The organism is Stagnimonas aquatica (genome assembly GCF_003730135.1).
Lineage (GTDB): Bacteria > Pseudomonadota > Gammaproteobacteria > Nevskiales > Nevskiaceae > Stagnimonas > Stagnimonas aquatica.
The window spans coordinates 71927-88366 of sequence record NZ_RJVO01000002.1; the positions used below are offsets into that span (position 1 = coordinate 71927).

Sequence of the window (16440 nt, forward strand, 5' to 3'; positions counted from 1 at the left end):
CGGCCTAGGCTCCCCCGCCACAGCGGGCGTGCATCGGAACCTTGCCGTAGGGGTCGCTGAACCGGCGGTCGCAGACGAAATCCCAGTCGGTGAGGCTATCGAAGAAGGCCAGCAGATCCTCGACCTCGGCGTCGCTGATGCTGAAGCCGATCATCAGCGCATCCTTGTTGGGATTCTTCGAGCCGACGCCGGCATAGGGCCCTTCGGGGATGGTGCGGCCGCCAGCGGCGTAGTGATCGACAACCAACTCCCGCAGGCTGGCGATAGAGCCATCGTGCATGTAGGGCGCAGTGAGGGCGATGTTGCGCAGGGTCGGCGGCCGGAACCGGCCCATGTCCGTGGCCTTGAAGGTGAACTGGTACAGACCCTGGTTGCTGGTCGGATAGTTGCCCTTCTCCAGCGGATAGCCGGTGGCCGGGCCGGCGATGTTGTAGAGCGCGTTGTTCTTGTACTCGATGTTGTCGATGCTGGTGCCGGCATGTACCACCGAATTGGCCAGGTTGAAGCCGTTGTGGCAGTGGTTGCATTCCAGCCGTTCGGAAAAGAACAGCGCCTCGCCGCGACGCGCCGCCTCGCTCATCGCCGTGCGGTCCGGATTGCTGGCGGCGTGGTAGCGGTCGTAGGCGGAATTGCCGGAAATCAGCGTCGCGGTGAACGCCGCCAGCGCCCGCGCGACGTTGTCGAGCGTGAACGGCTCGGCCTGCCCCGGGAAGGCGGCCGCGAACCGCGCCGGATAGGCGGGGTCGGCGCGGAAGCGGTCCAGCATGGTCTGTTCGCGCCCCTGCCAACCCAGTTCCACCGGGTCCTGGTTGAGCAGCACCACCAGCGCCTGCTCGCGCAGGGTCTTGATGTTGGGATTGGCCCAGTTCTGACGCGCGTTATAGACCGCGTTGGTCAGGCTCATGGAGTTGCGTGAATGCATCTCGCCGCCCGGCGCCAGCGCGGTCGCGCGGCCGTCGGTGAACGCCAGGCGCTGCTCGTGACAGCTCGCGCAGGAGCCATTGCCGGTAAACGCCAGCCGGTCGTCGTAGAACAGAAAGCGGCCGAGCGTGACCTTGGCCTCCGACATCGCCTCGCCGGCAGCGACCCGGGGCTCGGGGAAACCAGCCGGCAGCTCGAAGACATAGGCCGCCGGCGCGGTGGCGGCGGGGGTATCCCCGCCGCCACCGCCGCAGGCCGCCAACAACCCGGCAGCCGCCACGAGGGCGGATACCAGGCGGTCGCGGGACTTCACTCGCCCACCGTGAACAGGGCCTGTTCACGGCGCGGCACCAGGTCCGGCGGATTGAAGGCGTAGTCGAGTCCGAACTTGGGAATCACCGTGACGCACTCCGGATCGCCCGGGAAGGACATGCAGCCCGGCGAGGTATCGGCGGTGTTCTGGGTGACATCGACCTCCGAAATCAGCGGCGCAATGTCGGCGACGATGGGATGCCCCTGAGCGATCTCGTCGTAGGCCAGGCAGATGCGCGGACGATTGGGGTAGCTGCACTCGCCGTCCGGTGCGGCGCCGAACTCGCTGCTGCCATTGCTACAGCCGGTGCTGCCCAGGTGCACGAAGAAGTTCGCTGCGGCCTTGTCCGGGTCCGCGACCGAGTCGAAGCGGAAGAACATGCGCCCGAACAGCCAGCTCCAGTCCATGCCGGTGACATTGAGCGGGCTCGGCGCGGTGGCCGGATCGCTGTGGGCCAGCTCGAAGGGCACCCCGAGGGTGAAGCAGAGCCGCTCGTAATCACCCTTCTTCACCGTGCCGCTCAGCGCCAGGTTGCGCACCGGCACCGGGCTGTCGCAGCCCTGCGCATGGCCGAGCAGAGCGACGCCGTGGCTGGCGTCCTGATAGACCGTGGCGTTGGGCTTGCCGGCCAGACGCACCCGCTCCGTGCCACTGGCATTCTCCAGCTCGAAATCGCTGGCGTAGTAGCGGAAGCCCTCGACCCGCAGGCTGTGGCCGTTGCTGCCGAGGTTCTCGTAGCGCTGACCACAGACCGCTTCCTCCCCGCCGACCTTGATCTGGAAACCGAGATTCACCAGCTGCTGCCGGTCGGTCAGTACCTGCAGGGAACCGGCGACGTTGTCGGCCAGCTTGGCCTGTTGCGCGGTATCGCTGGCCAGCGTCGCGAAGTCGATGTTGTCGAACCACTCTTCGTAGCGCACCGCAACGGTCAGCTCCAGCTCGCGATTGGCCTGGTCGAGCGTCACCGGCGTGGTGAACGGCAGACTCAGCCGGCGGCTGGCGCCGGTGTACTTGGCCTGTACGCAGTGGTGTGCGCTGACTGCCTCCGCCTCCGCGTCGGAGAGCCCGACGGTGCTCTCGTAGTAGCAGGGCGCGACATTCACCGCAGCGCCGACCATGCTGGTATCGAGCGAGCCGCCGTGCTTGGCGGTGGTCGGACCGCCCGGTTGCAGTTCAACGATCAGCCCGCAGTAGCGGCCGGGGCTGGCCTTGAGGCTGCCGAGACCGGTGCCCTCGCTGCCGATCACGCTGACCGCGCCCTCCGGCGCGTCGCCGCCTTCGCCACCGTGCGCCAGCGCCGGTGCCACCGGACTCAGACTGCGAGCCAGCGAGCGGCCCAGGCTCGCGACCGTCGCCTCGCAACTCTGGAAGGCAACCGGCACCAGGTTGACCAGACCCAGTTGCAGCTCGATCTTGACCCCGTCGCTGCGACGGAAAACGACCGTCTCCGCGTCGCCGCTCTTGGCGGCGGTCTCGTCGTGGTGATGCGCGGCGGAAACCGGAACCGCCTTGATGCTGGCCTCGATACCCTCCTCGCTGGAACCGGAGGAGCAGGCGGACAGGCCCAGGGTGATGCAACTGGCGACCAGCGCCAGCCAATGGATGTTTTTCATGATTGTTCTCAGAAGTCGTAGGTGAGGCCGGCGCGGAAGCTGGGGTCTTCGTCCTGTACGCCGTTGAGCCGGTCCGCCAGCGGAACCTGTGCGCCGGCGTTGAGCAGCAGGTCCTCGCCGATGCGGACGGCGACGCCGGCGAAGCCCATGCTCAGAAAGCCGCCGGAGTCGGGATCGCTGACGCCGGAGAACTTGTTCTTGGCCGACTGCCGCGCGTCGATGCCGAGCTGCAGGGCCAGCGTCTGGCTGATTCCGTACTGAGCCAGCGCGGAGACCAGGGCAACGTCTCCGCCGTGGAAGTTCTGATGCCCTTCACCGTACTTGAAGAAGGTCGCCGAGACCGTCGCGAACCAGGGAAAGCGGTAGTAGCCGTACCAGCCGCCCAGACTGGGCACCAGGGCGCCGGCGTCGGGCTGCACGTCGATGTCGAGCTTCTGCCCGCCCGACTCCACCTGGGCGGCCGTGGGCAGGCGCAATCCGCCGCGCAGGCCGGCGAGGTGACGCCCGGTTTCACCGCCCTGGCGGAACAACACCCAGCGTGCGGTCAGATCGATGTCGCCCAAGCCCTGGGCTTCCAGCCGCGCCAGGTTCGGCGACTCGATCTCCTTGCGGACGAAAGGCAGCTGCGCCGCCAGCGTGAGGTCGGGCGACAGGCTGTAGGCCAGGCCCAGGGTGGTGCGGGATTCGCTGGTTTCCTGCCGATCCAGCCCCGCGCCTTGCGCCTCGGAGCGGTAGAGGGTGTCGAGACCCAGGCGGAAACGCCCGCCGTAGGGCTTCTCCGAGCCCAGCAGGGTGATGGTGTAGTCGCCGCACTTGCAGGTCGAGCAGGCCAGCGCGTCTTGCGCGCCGGCCGCCAGCAGCAGTGCGATACCCGCCCGTAGGGGCAGGCTCTTGTTCTGGAATTGCATTCAATACTCCCAAGGCGGCCGGGATGGCCGCCGAGCTGTCAGATCGCCTCGGTTGAGGCCGGATGCTCAGACGCGGGAGTGCTGCGGCGGGCCACGGGCGCGGGTCTGATCGGTAACGCGCCAGCCGGCGACCTGCGCGCGCGGGCGCCATCTCCAGTCCGACGGCGGCGGTGGCGAATCCAGCCCCGGCAGTCTGCCGGCGCCGGCCAGGTGTGCCGCGTGCGCCATGCCGCAGAAATCGCAGGCGAGCTTGCCCAGCTTGGCGTCATCGCCACCCAGTTGTTTCAGCAGTTCTGGCGGCGCGCTCTCGCGCAGGCGTCGCAGCAGATTGGGCGAGAGCGCGCCGCAGAAGCCGTACAGCAGCGGATCGCCGTTGCGCTGCGCCCAGACACTGGCGTGCGCCATCGGCAGCACCAGCTGGGCCAGCAGCGCCAGGACGCTGAGCCAGACCACCACCAGCCGCTGTCGGCTCCGAGGCAGCATCCGCCTAGCCAACTGCCTTGGAGCGGCGGCGCAGCCAGGTGCCGCCCAGTGCCACGCCGATCAGCAGCAGCGCGAAAGCGGCGCTGAGGCCGTCGCGCCAGTCCTTGCCGGCCCAGGGCGTCACCCACTCCCACTTGTGGGCGTAGGCGAACAGCGCGCCGGCCTGGCGGTCGCCGTCGGTGATGCGCGCCGCCAGCCGCTCGCTGGCGGTGTCGATGAAGTAGGTGCTGTGCTCGGCGTCGGCGGTTTCCAGCTTCCAGACCGGCAGGCGCTTGAACAGGAAGCCGTACTCGGGCGAGAAGGCAGTGACCGGCAGCGCCGAGGACGCGGCACTGGCAATGCCGAAGTACGCCGCCAGCTCGGCCAGGTGCGCGGCCTCGCCGTTGTCCCGGGGCGCACCGTCGCCTGCCGAGACATACCACGCCGAGGACGCCGAGGCGGCGCCCGCCGGGGCACGGCCATGATGCTGGTGCTCGCCCATCGCCAGACCGCGCCCGGTGGTGGTCTCCGGCGGCTGCAGGCTCCAGCGCCACGCCGGCTCGCCGGCCAGGCGGACCAGACTGGCGCCGGCCTTGGCCCGCGCGGGCGCGAGCACCGGGGCGGTCAGCGTCGTCGCAGCGAGGGACAGCGGCCGCTGCGGCGCCTGCCCCTGTTCGCGCTCGGCATTGCCGCGCGCCTGCACATAGCCGCTGAGCACCCAGGCGAGCGCCGCCAGGGCGACGCCAAGCCCGCCCCAGCGGTGCAGACGGCGCAGGTTCCAGCGCCGCCCGCCCGGGCTGCGCAAGGCCAGCACCAGGCCGACCAGCACGGTCAGCGCCACGCCGGCCAGCAGCAGGTTGATCCAGGCATTGCGCGCCGGCGCCGGCAGCCAGGCCCAGGTGTGCAGCGCCCGGAACAGCGCCTGGAAGCCGCGCTTGCGGTCGTCGGACAGCCCCGCCAGCCGGTCTTCCTCGGTGGAGACATAGGCGACCAGGCCATCCGGCCGGTCGAAGCGCAGGCGCCAGACCGGCAGCAGGCGGTTGACGTAGGCGTAGTCGGCGTCGAAGGCAGTCACCGGCTCGGCTTGCAGCAACGCCGCCTGCATTTCGCCGCTGTACCAGCGCGCCAGACGCTCGGCCTGGGCGCGCTCGGTGTCGGCCGGCAGGGCCTGGCCGCTACGGGCGTCGAGATAGCGCACCTCGCCGTCCGGCAGCCGGGCGCGCCAGAGCCAGCGCGCGCCGTCGTCGACCATGCGCAGCGCCGCCAGCTCGCCGATGCCGGCTGCCGCCAAGGCCGCTGCGGGCGCCGGCAGCGCCTCGGCCAGTGGCGTCGATGGCGGCGGCATGAACTGCGCCGGCTTGGGCTGGAAGCGCGTCATCAAGGGGTGCAGCGCGCCGGTGAGCGCGAAGCAGAGTGCCGCCGCCAGGGCCAGCCAGGCGATGCGGCGGTGCCAGCGGCGCAGGCCACTGGTCTTGGGAGTAGTCGCTTGCATAGGGAATTCCGTGCGCCTCTGGCGACCGCGCCGGAGCGCGGTCGCCAGAGGCTTGAAGCTTCAGAGGCGCCATTCCAGACCGGCGTAGAGGCTGCGGCCCTCGCCGGGCAGGAACTGCGCGGCGTTGCTGGCGCGCAGGCTGTCGATCACGCCGGTGGTGGCGGCGTACTTCTCGTCGGCGAGATTGCGTGCTTCCAGGAACCAGCCCAGCTGCGGCAGCAGCTCGCCGCCGGCCTTGAGCCCGAACAGGGTGTAGCTGTCGGCCTTCAGCGCGCCCTGCATGTCTACCGGCGAATCGCCGCTGGACTCGGTGGTGAGCGCGACGAACTGCTTGCCGAAGTCGCCGCGCAGTTCACTCTTGATCTGGAACTGCGGCACGCCCGGCAGCCGCCGGTCGCCGTACTGCGCGTCGCCGTCGTAGCGGAAGTCGTTGTAGAGGCCGTTGAGGCGCAGCGTCAGCCAGGGCAGCGGCCGCACTCTCAGACCGGCCTCGACGCCCTGATGAATGGTGTGGTCGGCATTGGTGGTCACGCCAGTGGTGACGCCGGAACTCGGGGCCGTCTCCACCGCCACGATCAGCAACTCGTTGCGGACGCGGGCGTGGTAGATCGACAGATCCCAGCCCCAGACCTGGCCCTGGCTGCGGCTGCCCAGCTCGTAGGTCACCGCCCGCTGCGCCTCGTTTTCGTTCGGGGTGGAATCACCGGGCAGGGTCACCGTGGTCTCGCTGAAGCTCGGCGGCTCGAAGCTGCCGGCGACATTGCCGTAGACCTGGGTCTTGGGCGCGAGCTGGTAGAGCGCGCCGACCTTGGGCGAGAAGCCCCGGTAAGTGCGGTCGTAGCTGCCATCGAGGGTGCCGGCGGCGATGAACTGGTCGTCGTTGCTGCGGCGGGCGCTGACCGCCTGCGCACCGGTGACCAGGGTGAGATCGCGGCTCAGGCCGAACTGGTTCTCGGCGTAGGCGATGAGGTTGGCGGCTTCCTGGCGGTAGCGGTCGGTGAGAGCGCCGCGCGTGCGGGTGCCGGCCAGATTCACATAGCTGTCGCCACGGGTGTAGCCGTACTGGGGATTCACTCCCACCACCAGACGGTTGGCGTGTCCGAACAGCGGCGCGGTCTCGATCAGCCGCAGCGAGACGCCGTAGTCGTAGTTCTCCTGCAGGAGCTGCTGGAAGATCGGGTGGTCGAGATCCTTGCGGGCGGCGTAGACCGCCAGCTCGGTGAGCGTGGTGTCGCTGGTGCGCGCCACCGATTTGTTGGCCAGGCGCACCACCTTGGTGTCGCGGCGCTGGTCGAGCTGGCTGTCACGGTTGCTGTTGTTGGCCTGGCGCGGATCGGCTTCCAGTTGCGCCTTGGTGAGATTGCCCGGCAGCTCGGAGTCCGAACGGGTGACGGTCAGGAAGCTGCGGTTCTCGATGCCGCTGTCCAGCCGCACGCCGAGATTGGAGGTGAAGCGGAACTCGCGCTGCTCGGAGTGCTCGCGAAAGCCGTCGCTGCCGTAGTAGCCGAGCGAGGCGAAGCCATCGAGATTGCCGGCGACCGCGCCGCTCTGCAGATAGGCGCGCCGGTAGCCGTAGCTGCCGCCTTCGAGGCGCGCCTCGGTGCCGGCGGTGTAGCCGGTGGCGGTGACGAAGTTGACCGAGCCGCCGAGATTGCTGCCGCCGAATTGCAGGGCATTGGCGCCCCGGAACACCTCGATGTGGTCGGCGGCCAGGGTGTCGATGGACTGGAAGTCGCCGCTGCCGTCGGCGAGGTTGAGCGGCACACCGTCCTGCAAGACGGTGATGCCCCGGGTGTGGAAGGTGCGCGCCAGGCCGGAGCCACGGATCGACAGCCGCATCTCCTGGCTGCCGAAGCGGCTCTGGGCGAACACGCCGGTGGCCTGCGAGAGCGCGTCGGCGAGCGTGCCGGCGCGCTGGTCGCGCAGGTCGGCGGCCTCCACCACGCCGGCGCCGCCGGCGGTGCGGGCGACTTCCTCGCGGGCGTCCTGCAGGCTGTTCTGGGTGGAGGGCGTGGTGGCGGTGACCGTCACCGGGTCCAACTGGTGTACCGGTGCCTGCTCGGCCTGAGCGGCACAGCTGAACAGGGATAGCAGGGTCAGGCTGAAGGGCGAGAGGCGGGGATGGGTCTTAATCGGTTTCATGGCTCGAATCGGTCGAAAAGTCGGCGGCGTCGCAGACGCACGCCAAGGCGGTCCGCGCAAGGCGGCCGCTCAGCAGAAGGACAATCCGGATTCGAACGGGGGTGCCTGGGACGGCGGCCGTGGCGGCCGCCGCTCGCGCGGGGGCGGCAGCGGCGACGGCTGCGCGGACAGCGTCGCCGCCGCCGATGCCAGTGCAGGAGTCTGGTCGGCGCTGGGCAGGGCCAGCGCCTGCGCCAGGGCATAGGGACAGCTCGGGTGGGAGTCCGCCTTGGGAGCCGCCTCGTCGAGTTGCGACAGCAGGCTGCTGCCCTCGCTGATGCAGTAGCTGAGGCGCACTCCGCCGTCGCCGAACGCCGGCATCAGGCCGGCCGGCAGCAGCGCTCGCGGCAGCACCGCCAGCAGCAGCCAGAACAGCAGCAGCGCCGGCCGGCGCCGGCTGAGGGCGATCAGGTTCACCCGCTATTTCCGAGCCGGGCGATCAGTGTCCGGCGTGGGAATGGGCGTCGGCGTCGCGGCTGCGCACCTCCAGCTCGACCTCGACGCGGCCGGCCTTCTCGAAGCGCAGCACCAGCGGCAGCTTGGCGCCCAGCGACAAGGCCTGCTTGGGCTCGATCAGCATCAGGTGATAGCCGCCCGGCGCCAGTCGCAGCTGGCCCTGGGCCGGCACCGCCAGGCCCTCGGTCAGCGCACGCATGCGCATCACGCCGCCGGCCATGCTCATCTCGTGGATCTCGACCCGGCCCACCGCCGGTGACTCGGCACCCAACAGGCGGTCGGCGGCGCCGGGATTGACGATGGTGAGAAAGCCGCCGGCGGTGATGCCCGGCGCCGGAGTGGCGTAGCTATAGGCCTGCTCGACACGCAGGGTGGTGGCCGGCGCGGCCCCGAGCAGGGCCGGCGACAGCAGCAGGGCGAGAAACAGCGAACGGAGATTGCGCATGACCAAGAAACTCCCAAGCACGGCCGCATTCGCGGCCAGACCTTCCGCCAGGGCGGCGGAAGCCAGACTCGACAAGGGTCAGGACTGACTTGGAGGGCCGCGCGCGCGGCGGATCGGCGAGGTTTGCTGGGGCGGGCGAACCGCCGTCAACGCCAGGGGCGCCTCCGGAGCGGCGGGCGATGCCGCCAGCGCCGCGCCCGCGACCGGACTCAGCGACTCGCCGGCCGGCGCGCAGACGCACTGGGCGTGAGCGGCCATTGCCTCGGCGGCCGCGCCCGGCACCGCCTTGCCCGGCGCGCAATACGCCAGCTGCGGGCGACCGTCGTCGAGCAAGGCCGCCAGCGCCGCGTGTGGCACCAGGCCACGCAGCAGCGCCACGAACAGCACCAAGCCCCAGGCCTGGCTGCGCCAGCCGCGGAGAGAGGTGGAGTCGGGACGAGTGCTCATGGCGGCATAGGATAGCAGCCGGTCAACGGCACGGTTCTTGTTTGCGTTAGGGCATTCCGCGCCGCCGACACCCGCCCCGTTTCGGGGCACGGTATCATCGCCGCCTACACGGGCAGCCGTCGCCAGACACTGCCGATTTCACGGCCAGCCCCCGCCGGCCGTGGCAACCTACCGATACGGAGTACTGCCCTATGGGCATGAATGTGAAACAGGACGGCGGCAGCGAAGCCGCGCCGGTGGCTGAAATCAACGTCACGCCGCTGGTGGACGTCATGCTGGTGCTGCTGATCATCTTCATGGTGTCGATGCCGGCGATGATGAGCCAGTTGCAGATCGAGATCCCCAAGAAGTCGCTCACCCCGCCGCCGCCCGACGTCAAGCCGAAGCCCACCATGTACGTGCTGGTGGACGATGCCGGCGCCTACTACTTCCAGTTTGGCGGCGACGGCGTGCCGATGCCGGTGGCCTTCGAGGAACTGCCGGCCAAGCTGATCGAGAAGGCCGACGAGTACAGCAAGGAACTGGTCTACGTGAAGGCCGCGCCGCGCATCGACTACGGCCGCGTGGTGACCCTGATCGAGACCATGGGCAAGTCCGGCTACAACAAGGTGGCGCTCGACAAGAACGAGAACGCCATGCCGCTGGATACCCCGACCGAAGCGGTCCCGGCCGGCTAGCCTCACCCGGACACGAAAAGAGCCCGCCAACTGGCGGGCTCTTTTCGTTGGGGCCGGGCTCCGCGCCCGCCGCCATGAGGGCGGAGGCGCGAGCCCGATCACTTCACCCAGGCGCGGGCGTTCTCGAACATGCGGAACCAGGGGCGCTTGTCGTCGCCGCCCTGTGGCCACCAGCTGCCGACAGTGCCGGCGATGGTGCGCTCGGGATGCGGCATAAGGATGGTCACCCGGCCGTCGGCGTTGCAGACCGAGGTGATGCCTTCCGGCGCGCCGTTGGGGTTGGCCGGGTAGTGGCTGGCCACCGCGCCGGCGTTGGTAACGAAGCGCATCGCCAGCTGGCCGTTGGCCTTGAGCGCGGCGAGATCGGCGGCGTCGCGGAACTCCGGCCGGCCTTCGCCGTGGGCGACGGCCACCGGTAGGCGCGAGCCTTCCATGCCGGCGAAGAACAGGCTCTTCGAGGGCAGCAGCTCGACCAGGCTCCAGCGCGCCTCGAACTGCTGGCTGCGGTTCTTGCGGAACAGCGGCCAGTGTTCGGCGCCGGGCACGATGGACTGCAGCGCCGCCATCATCTGGCAGCCGTTGCAGACGCCCAGCGCGAAGCGTTCGGGATTGGCGAGGAAGCTCTGGAACTGCTCGCGTGCGCGCTCGTTGAACAGGATGCTGCGCGCCCAGCCCTGGCCGGCGCCGAGCACGTCGCCGTAGCTGAAGCCACCGCAGGCGGCGAAGCCGGCGAAGTCGGCCAGCCGGGCGCGGCCTTCGAGCAGGTCGGACATGTGCACGTCTACCGCTTCGAAGCCGGCGGCGTGGAAGGCATAGGCCATCTCGATATGGCCGTTGACGCCCTGCTCGCGCAGGATCGCCACCTTCGGGCGCTTGCCCAGCGCCGGCGCCAGCAGCTTCGGCGCCGGATCGAAGCTGAGTTTGACCGACAGGCCCGGATCGTGCGGCGCGCCGGTGGCGGCGAATTCCTCGCGCGCGCAGTCCGGGTGGTCGCGCAGCGCAGCCATGCGGTAGCTGGTCTCGGCCCAGGTCTTGTGCAGGGGCTCCAGGGTGTCGGCGAACAGCTCGCGGCCACCGTGCTTGAAGCGCACGTAGTCCTCGGCGGTCGGCTCACCGATCGGCGCCACCGCCAGGCCCAGGGCCTCGGCTTCGGAAACCACCGCAGCGACATCGGCGGCACGCAGCTGCAGCACCATGCCCAGCTCTTCGTTGAACAAGGCCGCCAGCGGATCGGCGCCCAGGCCCTCCAGCTGTACGCTGACGCCGCTGCGGCCGGCCAGCGCCATTTCCACCACGGCGGCGAACAGGCCGCCGTCGCTGCGGTCGTGGTAGGCCAGCACCCGGCCCTGCTGGTTGAGTTTCTGCACCAGCGCGAAGGCGGCCTTGAGCTGCTCGGGCTGGTCGAGGTCGGGGGCGACATCGCCCAGCTGCTGATAGACCTGGGCCAGGATGCTGCCGCCCAGGCGGTTCTTGCCGTTGCCGAGGTCAATCAGCAGCAGCGCGGTGGCCGGCTCGGCGGCCAGCTGCGGCGTCAGCGAGCGGCGCACGTCGATCACCGGCGCGAAGGCCGAGACGATCAGCGACAGCGGCGCGGTCTGGGTCTTGGCCTCGCCGTCCTGCTGCCACTGCGCCTTCATCGACAGCGAGTCCTTGCCGACCGGGATGGCGATGCCCAGCTGCGGCGCCAGCTCGGCGCCGACCGCCTTGACGGTGTCGAACAGCCGCGCGTCCTCGTCGCCCTGGCCGCAGGCGGCCATCCAATTGGCGGAGAGCCGCACGTCGGCAAGCTTGTCGATACGCGCGGCGGCGAGATTGGTGATCGCCTCGCCCACCGCCATGCGGCCGGAGGCGGGGGCATCGAGCAGCGCCAGCACCGGCCGCTCGCCCATGCTCATGGCCTCGCCGGTGGTGGCCTCGAAGCCGGTGGCGGTCACCGCGCAATCGGCCACCGGCACCTGCCAGGGGCCGACCATCTGGTCGCGCACGGTGAGGCCGCCGACGGTGCGGTCGCCGATGGTGATGAGGAAGGACTTGCAGGCGACGCTGGGGTGACGCAGCACCCGCTGCGCCGCCTCCTTGGCGTCGATGCCGGCGGTCGCCAGCGCCGGGAACTGTTGCGGCGCGCGGCGGCTACTGCGGCGCATGCGCGGCGGCTTGCCGAGCAGCACCGGCATCGGCATGTGCACGGTGTCGCTGCCCAGCAGCGGATCCTCGACGCGCAGTAGGCGCTCGGCGGTGGCGGTACCGACCACTGCCATCGGGCAACGCTCGCGGGCACACAGGGTTTTCAGCAGCGCCACCGACTCCGGCGCCACCGCCAGCACGTAGCGCTCCTGCGATTCGTTGCACCAGATTTCCATCGGCGACAGCGCCGGGTCGGCCGCCAGCACCTCGCGTAGCTGGAAGTGGCCGCCGCGATCATCGGCATGCACCAGCTCCGGCAGGGCATTGGAAATGCCGCCGGCGCCAACGTCGTGGATGGACAGGATGGGATTGCCCTCGCCCAGCGCCCAGCAGGCATCGACCACTTCCTGGCAGCGGCGCTCCAGCTCCGGGTTGGCGCGCTGCACCGAGGCGAAGTCGAGATCGGCGGTCTGCGCGCCGGTCGCCATCGAGGAGCCGGCGGCGCCACCGAGACCGATCAGCATCGCCGGGCCACCGAGCACGATCAGCGCCGCGCCCTCGACCACCGCCTTCTTCTGCACGTGCTCGGCGCGGATGTTGCCGTAGCCACCGGCGATCATGATCGGCTTGTGGAAACCACGGTTGCGGCCGTCCGACGTCAGCGCCTCGTAGCTGCGGAAGTAGCCGGCGAGATTCGGGCGACCGAACTCGTTGTTGTAGGCGGCGGCGCCAATCGGCGCCTCCAGCATGATCTGCAAGGCGCTGGCCATCCGCGACGGCCGGCCGAGGTCGGTTTCCCAGGGCTGGGTGAAGCCGGGGATACGCAGGTTGGACACCGAGAAGCCGCACAACCCCGCCTTGGGCCGGCCGCCGAGGCCGGTGGCGGCCTCGTCGCGGATCTCGCCGCCGGCGCCGGTGGCCGCACCCGGGTGCGGACTGATGCCGGTGGGGTGGTTGTGGGTCTCCACCTTCATCAGGATGTGCACCGGCTCCGCGTGTTCGCGGTAGTGGTGGTCCGACTCCGGGAAGAAGCGCATGGCCTGATGGCCTTCGACCACCGCGCAATTGTCGGAGTAGGCCGAGAGCACGCCCTGCGGGCTGGCCTTGTAGCTCTCCTTGATCATCTGGAACAGCGACAGCGGGGCGGTCTCGCCATCCACCGTGAACTCGGCGTTGAAGATCTTGTGCCGGCAGTGCTCGCTGTTGACCTGCGCGAACATCATCAACTCGGCGTCGGTGAGGTTCTTGCCGGCCTTGGTCGCGTAGTCGACGAGATAGGCGATCTCCTCGGCGGAGAGCGCCAGGCCCCAGTCCTTGTTGGCCGCTTCCAGCGCCGCCACGCCGCCGCCGAGCACGTCCACCGTGCGCAGCGGGCGCGGGCTGCCGACCGCGAACATGCTGGCCAGCTGGCCGGCCTCGCTCAGCACCGACTCCATCATCGGGTCGTGCAGTTCGGCCAGCGCCGCCGCCGGCAAGCCGGCGACACCCGAAAGCAGCACCGCCCGGCCCAGCTCGACGCGCTTGACGCCCGCAAGCCCGCAGACCTTGGCGATGTCGGTGGCCTTCGAGGACCAGGGCGACAGCGTACCGACGCGCGGCACCACGTAGAGCGTGCCGTCGGCCGTCGGCAGCTGCTCCGGGCCATCGCCAAGCAGGCGCCGCAGCTCGGCCTCGCTGGCCTCGCCGTCGACCAGGAAGAAATCCTGCACCACCAGGCCCTTCAGGCCCGGAGCGTGAGCCTGCAGCCGCTCCAGCAGGCGGGCCACACGGAAATCGGAAAGGACGGTGGCGCTGGGGAGGATGTGCAGGGACATGGTCGCGAGGCGGCCTACGGCGGGCAGACCGCGATTTTACCAAGTTGGGACGCCCCGGCCGTCGCGCGGCAGCGGTTTCCCAGTCCCCTCCCCCGCCTGCGGGGGAGGGTCAGGGTGGGGGCGTTCGGTCGCCGCGCCAGCCACGCCAGGCCAGGTCTACACTGCCGACCACCTAGCCCGCGCCCGCAAATGGCGCTGGCCACCGCCAACCAGCCAAAGAGCCAAGCAGGAACCCCACATGAGTCTGCTGATCGCCGGTCTACTGCTGTTCCTGGGCATCCACTCGGCGGCGATCTTCGCGCCCGGCCTGCGCGCCCGCGCCGTCGAGCGCCTGGGTCTCTGGCCCTGGAAGGGCATCTACAGCCTCGTCGCCATCGCCGGCTTTGCGCTGATCGTCATCGGCTACGGCCAGGCGCGGATGCAGGCCCCGGTCTGGCTCTACCAGCCGCCCACCGGGCTGCGGCATCTGTCCATGCTGCTGATGCTGCCGGTGTTTGTGCTGTTCCTCGCGACCTACCTTCCGGGGCGCATTCAGCGCGCCGCAAAGCACCCGACCCTGGTCGCCACCAAGCTCTGGGCGCTGGCGCATCTGCTCGCCAATGGCGGCCTGCACGATGTGCTGTTGTTCGGCGGTTTTCTCGCCTGGGCGGTCACCGACCGCATCTCGGTGAAGCATCGCGCGAATGTGGTGCCGCCGCCGGGTGCTCCGGCAGGGCGCTGGAACGATGCGATTGCCGTCGTCGCCGGCCTCGCGCTCTACGTCGCGTTCGTCTTCTGGCTGCACCGGGTGCTGATAGGTGTCGCGCCTGTAGCCATGTAGCGGGGTAGCCCGGATGCAATCCGGGATCTTCATCGGCACTGGCACAACCCCGGATTGCATCCGGGCTACCCCTGGACCTGGTTCAGGCCTGGCGCAAAAACCGGTCGGTGAACGCATCCGCCGGAAACAAGCACTCCACCCGCAGATTGTCGGCGGTGAGATCCAGCGGTGTGCCGAAGCTGCACAGCATGGTGATGAAGCTCAGGCTGACCTCGCCCAGGCCCAGTCGGGTGGGCAGCACCGGCGCCAGCGGGGTCCACAGCTCGGCCAGGCGCCAGCGCGGCGGGATGCCGGGATAGGCCAGCACCGTCTCCAGCACCTCGGCGGCGGCCGGGCTCTCGCGGGCCTCGCGGATGGCGCGGGTGATGAGGCCCGGGCCCAGTTCGTCGAGGTTCTTGATGAAGGGACGCAGGCCTTCGGGGTGAAAAGTCAGCTTCATGAGATTGGGCGGCGCCTCGCCGCAGACCCGCCGCCACAGCGCTGCCGGATCGCCACCCGGCGCGATCAGCCTCAGCAGGCGCTGGGTGGCGGCATTGGCCTGCAAGACGTTCCAGCCGGCATCCACCACCGCCGCCGGATAGGGCTCCTGCTGCTTGAGCAGCAGGGTGAGCGCCTGCTGCACCGGCGCCATGTCCGGGCTGTGCAGCGGGCGTTCGGCGAACAGCGGCGCGAAGCCGGCGGCGATCAGCCAGCGATTGCGCTCGCGCAGCGGTAGCGCCAGCGCCTCGGCCAGTTGCAGGACCATCGCCCGGCTGGGCCGCGCCTTGGCGGATTCGAGAAAACTCAGATGCCGCTGCGACAGGCCGGCATCGCCCGCCAGCGCCATCTGGCTATAACCCTGACCGCGACGCCGCTCGCGCAGCAGGGCGGCGAAATCGGCGGCAGGGTGCGCAGTGGCGGCGTCGGCGACGGCAGTGGCGGACTTGTTCATGGCGGCGATTCTGCGCCCGCCCCGCTGCCGTCGGTATTACCTCGCGGGTCATCGCCGGCCATTACCTGCCGGGTCGTTGAGCCGGGCGCGGTGTGGGCGGAGTCTGGCCGGGCAAACCCCAAACCCGAAGGAGATTCGCCATGTCGCTGCCCCGCCCGCTGGTTCTGCTACTGCTGCTGCCGTTCGCCGCCTACTCGCTGTGGGTGCTGGAAACCGTCGGCTATGTCGGTCTGCTGAAGGCGCATCTGCACCCTGCCGGCATCCAGGTGTTCACCGACCTGGTGCTGATGGGCGTGCTGGTGATGGTCTGGATGTGGCGCGACGCCCAGGCCAGCGGCCGCACCGTCTGGCCCTATCTGCTGCTGACCCTGACGCTAGGCTCGATCGGCGCCCTGCTCTACCTGCTGCTCGCGCCTGCGACCAGCGCCAACGCCCCCCGGCGCGCGCCGGTGCACGGGTGAACCGGGCTGAACTGGCGCTCGCCACCGCCCTGCTGCTGGCCGGCCTGCTCAACGCCCTGCCGGTGCTGGGCCTGCTCGGCCAGACGCAACTGAAGGCGCTGTATGGCCTGGAGGTGACCGAGCCCAGCCTGCGCATCCTGTTGCGCCATCGCGCCCTGCTGTTCGGTCTGCTCGGCGGCGCGATGATGGCCGCCGCCTTCCTGCCGGAATGGCGGCTGCCGGCGGCGAGCGCGGGGCTGCTGAGCATGCTGGGCTACGCGCTCATCGCCGGGCTGGAGGGTGGCGGCAACGCCGCCTTGGTGCGGGTGGTCTGGGCCGACCTGGCCGCCAGCCTGCTGCTGGCGGCGGCCCTGGTCTGGAGCCGGCTTTAGGCGC

General features: G+C 70.0%; 15 protein-coding genes. 4 read left to right on the forward strand and 11 right to left on the reverse strand.

Features of this window, described 5'->3' with window-relative positions:
- Nucleotides 1-4: 4 nt before the first annotated feature.
- From ED208_RS04830 to ED208_RS04870, 9 genes are all read right to left on the reverse strand, one after another.
- On the reverse strand, nt 5-1234 hold the full coding sequence (locus ED208_RS04830; protein ID WP_123210758.1) for a methanobactin export MATE transporter MbnM: 1230 nt from the start codon (nt 1232-1234) through the stop codon (nt 5-7).
- Nucleotides 1231-2847, reverse strand: a complete 1617-nt coding sequence (locus ED208_RS04835) for an MbnP family copper-binding protein (protein ID WP_123210759.1) — start codon at nt 2845-2847, stop codon at nt 1231-1233. The genes ED208_RS04830 and ED208_RS04835 overlap by 4 nt, the downstream gene beginning before the upstream one ends.
- Nucleotides 2848-2855: 8 nt before the next feature.
- The gene (locus ED208_RS04840) at nt 2856-3755 is read right to left on the reverse strand and encodes a hypothetical protein (RefSeq protein ID WP_123210760.1); all 900 of its coding nucleotides are present in this window, start codon (nt 3753-3755) and stop codon (nt 2856-2858) included.
- Between the two features lie 66 nt (nt 3756-3821).
- Nucleotides 3822-4238, reverse strand: coding sequence for a hypothetical protein (locus ED208_RS04845; RefSeq protein ID WP_123210761.1), 417 nt, complete (start codon nt 4236-4238; stop codon nt 3822-3824).
- Between the two features lie 4 nt (nt 4239-4242).
- Complete coding sequence (locus ED208_RS04850; protein ID WP_123210762.1) at nt 4243-5709, reverse strand: hypothetical protein; 1467 nt, start codon at nt 5707-5709, stop codon at nt 4243-4245.
- Nucleotides 5710-5769: 60 nt separating this feature from the next.
- Nucleotides 5770-7851, reverse strand: a complete 2082-nt coding sequence (locus tag ED208_RS04855) for a TonB-dependent receptor family protein (RefSeq protein ID WP_123210763.1) — start codon at nt 7849-7851, stop codon at nt 5770-5772.
- A 69-nt stretch (nt 7852-7920) separates the two neighbouring features.
- Nucleotides 7921-8307, reverse strand: coding sequence for a hypothetical protein (locus tag ED208_RS04860; RefSeq protein WP_123210764.1), 387 nt, complete (start codon nt 8305-8307; stop codon nt 7921-7923).
- Between the two features lie 22 nt (nt 8308-8329).
- Nucleotides 8330-8791, reverse strand: a complete 462-nt coding sequence (locus ED208_RS04865) for a copper chaperone PCu(A)C (protein ID WP_123210765.1) — start codon at nt 8789-8791, stop codon at nt 8330-8332.
- Nucleotides 8792-8869: 78 nt separating this feature from the next.
- A complete protein-coding gene (locus tag ED208_RS04870) occupies nt 8870-9238 on the reverse strand; it encodes a hypothetical protein (protein WP_123210766.1) in 369 nt (122 codons plus the stop codon).
- Between the two features lie 197 nt (nt 9239-9435).
- Here ED208_RS04870 and ED208_RS04875 point away from each other — a divergent pair, with 197 nt between their 5' ends.
- Nucleotides 9436-9915 (forward strand): biopolymer transporter ExbD, encoded by a 480-nt coding sequence (locus ED208_RS04875; protein ID WP_158608437.1) that lies wholly within the window; start codon nt 9436-9438, stop codon nt 9913-9915.
- 98 nt (nt 9916-10013) lie between these two features.
- On the opposite strand, the gene purL is transcribed toward ED208_RS04875, so the two are convergent.
- Nucleotides 10014-13853 (reverse strand): phosphoribosylformylglycinamidine synthase, encoded by a 3840-nt coding sequence (gene purL / locus ED208_RS04880; RefSeq protein WP_123210768.1) that lies wholly within the window; start codon nt 13851-13853, stop codon nt 10014-10016.
- 238 nt (nt 13854-14091) lie between these two features.
- Here purL and ED208_RS04885 point away from each other — a divergent pair, with 238 nt between their 5' ends.
- Entirely contained in the window at nt 14092-14673 is a 582-nt protein-coding gene (locus tag ED208_RS04885) for an NnrU family protein (protein WP_123210769.1), read from the forward strand.
- Nucleotides 14674-14755: 82 nt separating this feature from the next.
- Here ED208_RS04885 and ED208_RS04890 read toward each other — a convergent pair whose 3' ends face one another.
- Nucleotides 14756-15604 (reverse strand): helix-turn-helix domain-containing protein, encoded by an 849-nt coding sequence (locus tag ED208_RS04890; protein ID WP_123210770.1) that lies wholly within the window; start codon nt 15602-15604, stop codon nt 14756-14758.
- 140 nt (nt 15605-15744) lie between these two features.
- On the opposite strand from ED208_RS04890, the gene ED208_RS04895 reads away from it, so the two are divergent.
- Together ED208_RS04895 and ED208_RS04900 are read left to right on the forward strand one after the other, a co-directional pair.
- Entirely contained in the window at nt 15745-16065 is a 321-nt protein-coding gene (locus tag ED208_RS04895) for a DUF2834 domain-containing protein (RefSeq protein WP_123210771.1), read from the forward strand.
- On the forward strand, nt 16062-16436 hold the full coding sequence (locus ED208_RS04900) for a phosphopantetheine adenylyltransferase (protein WP_123210772.1): 375 nt from the start codon (nt 16062-16064) through the stop codon (nt 16434-16436). Before ED208_RS04895 ends, ED208_RS04900 begins: the two co-directional genes overlap by 4 nt.
- Nucleotides 16437-16440: the final 4 nt, after the last annotated feature.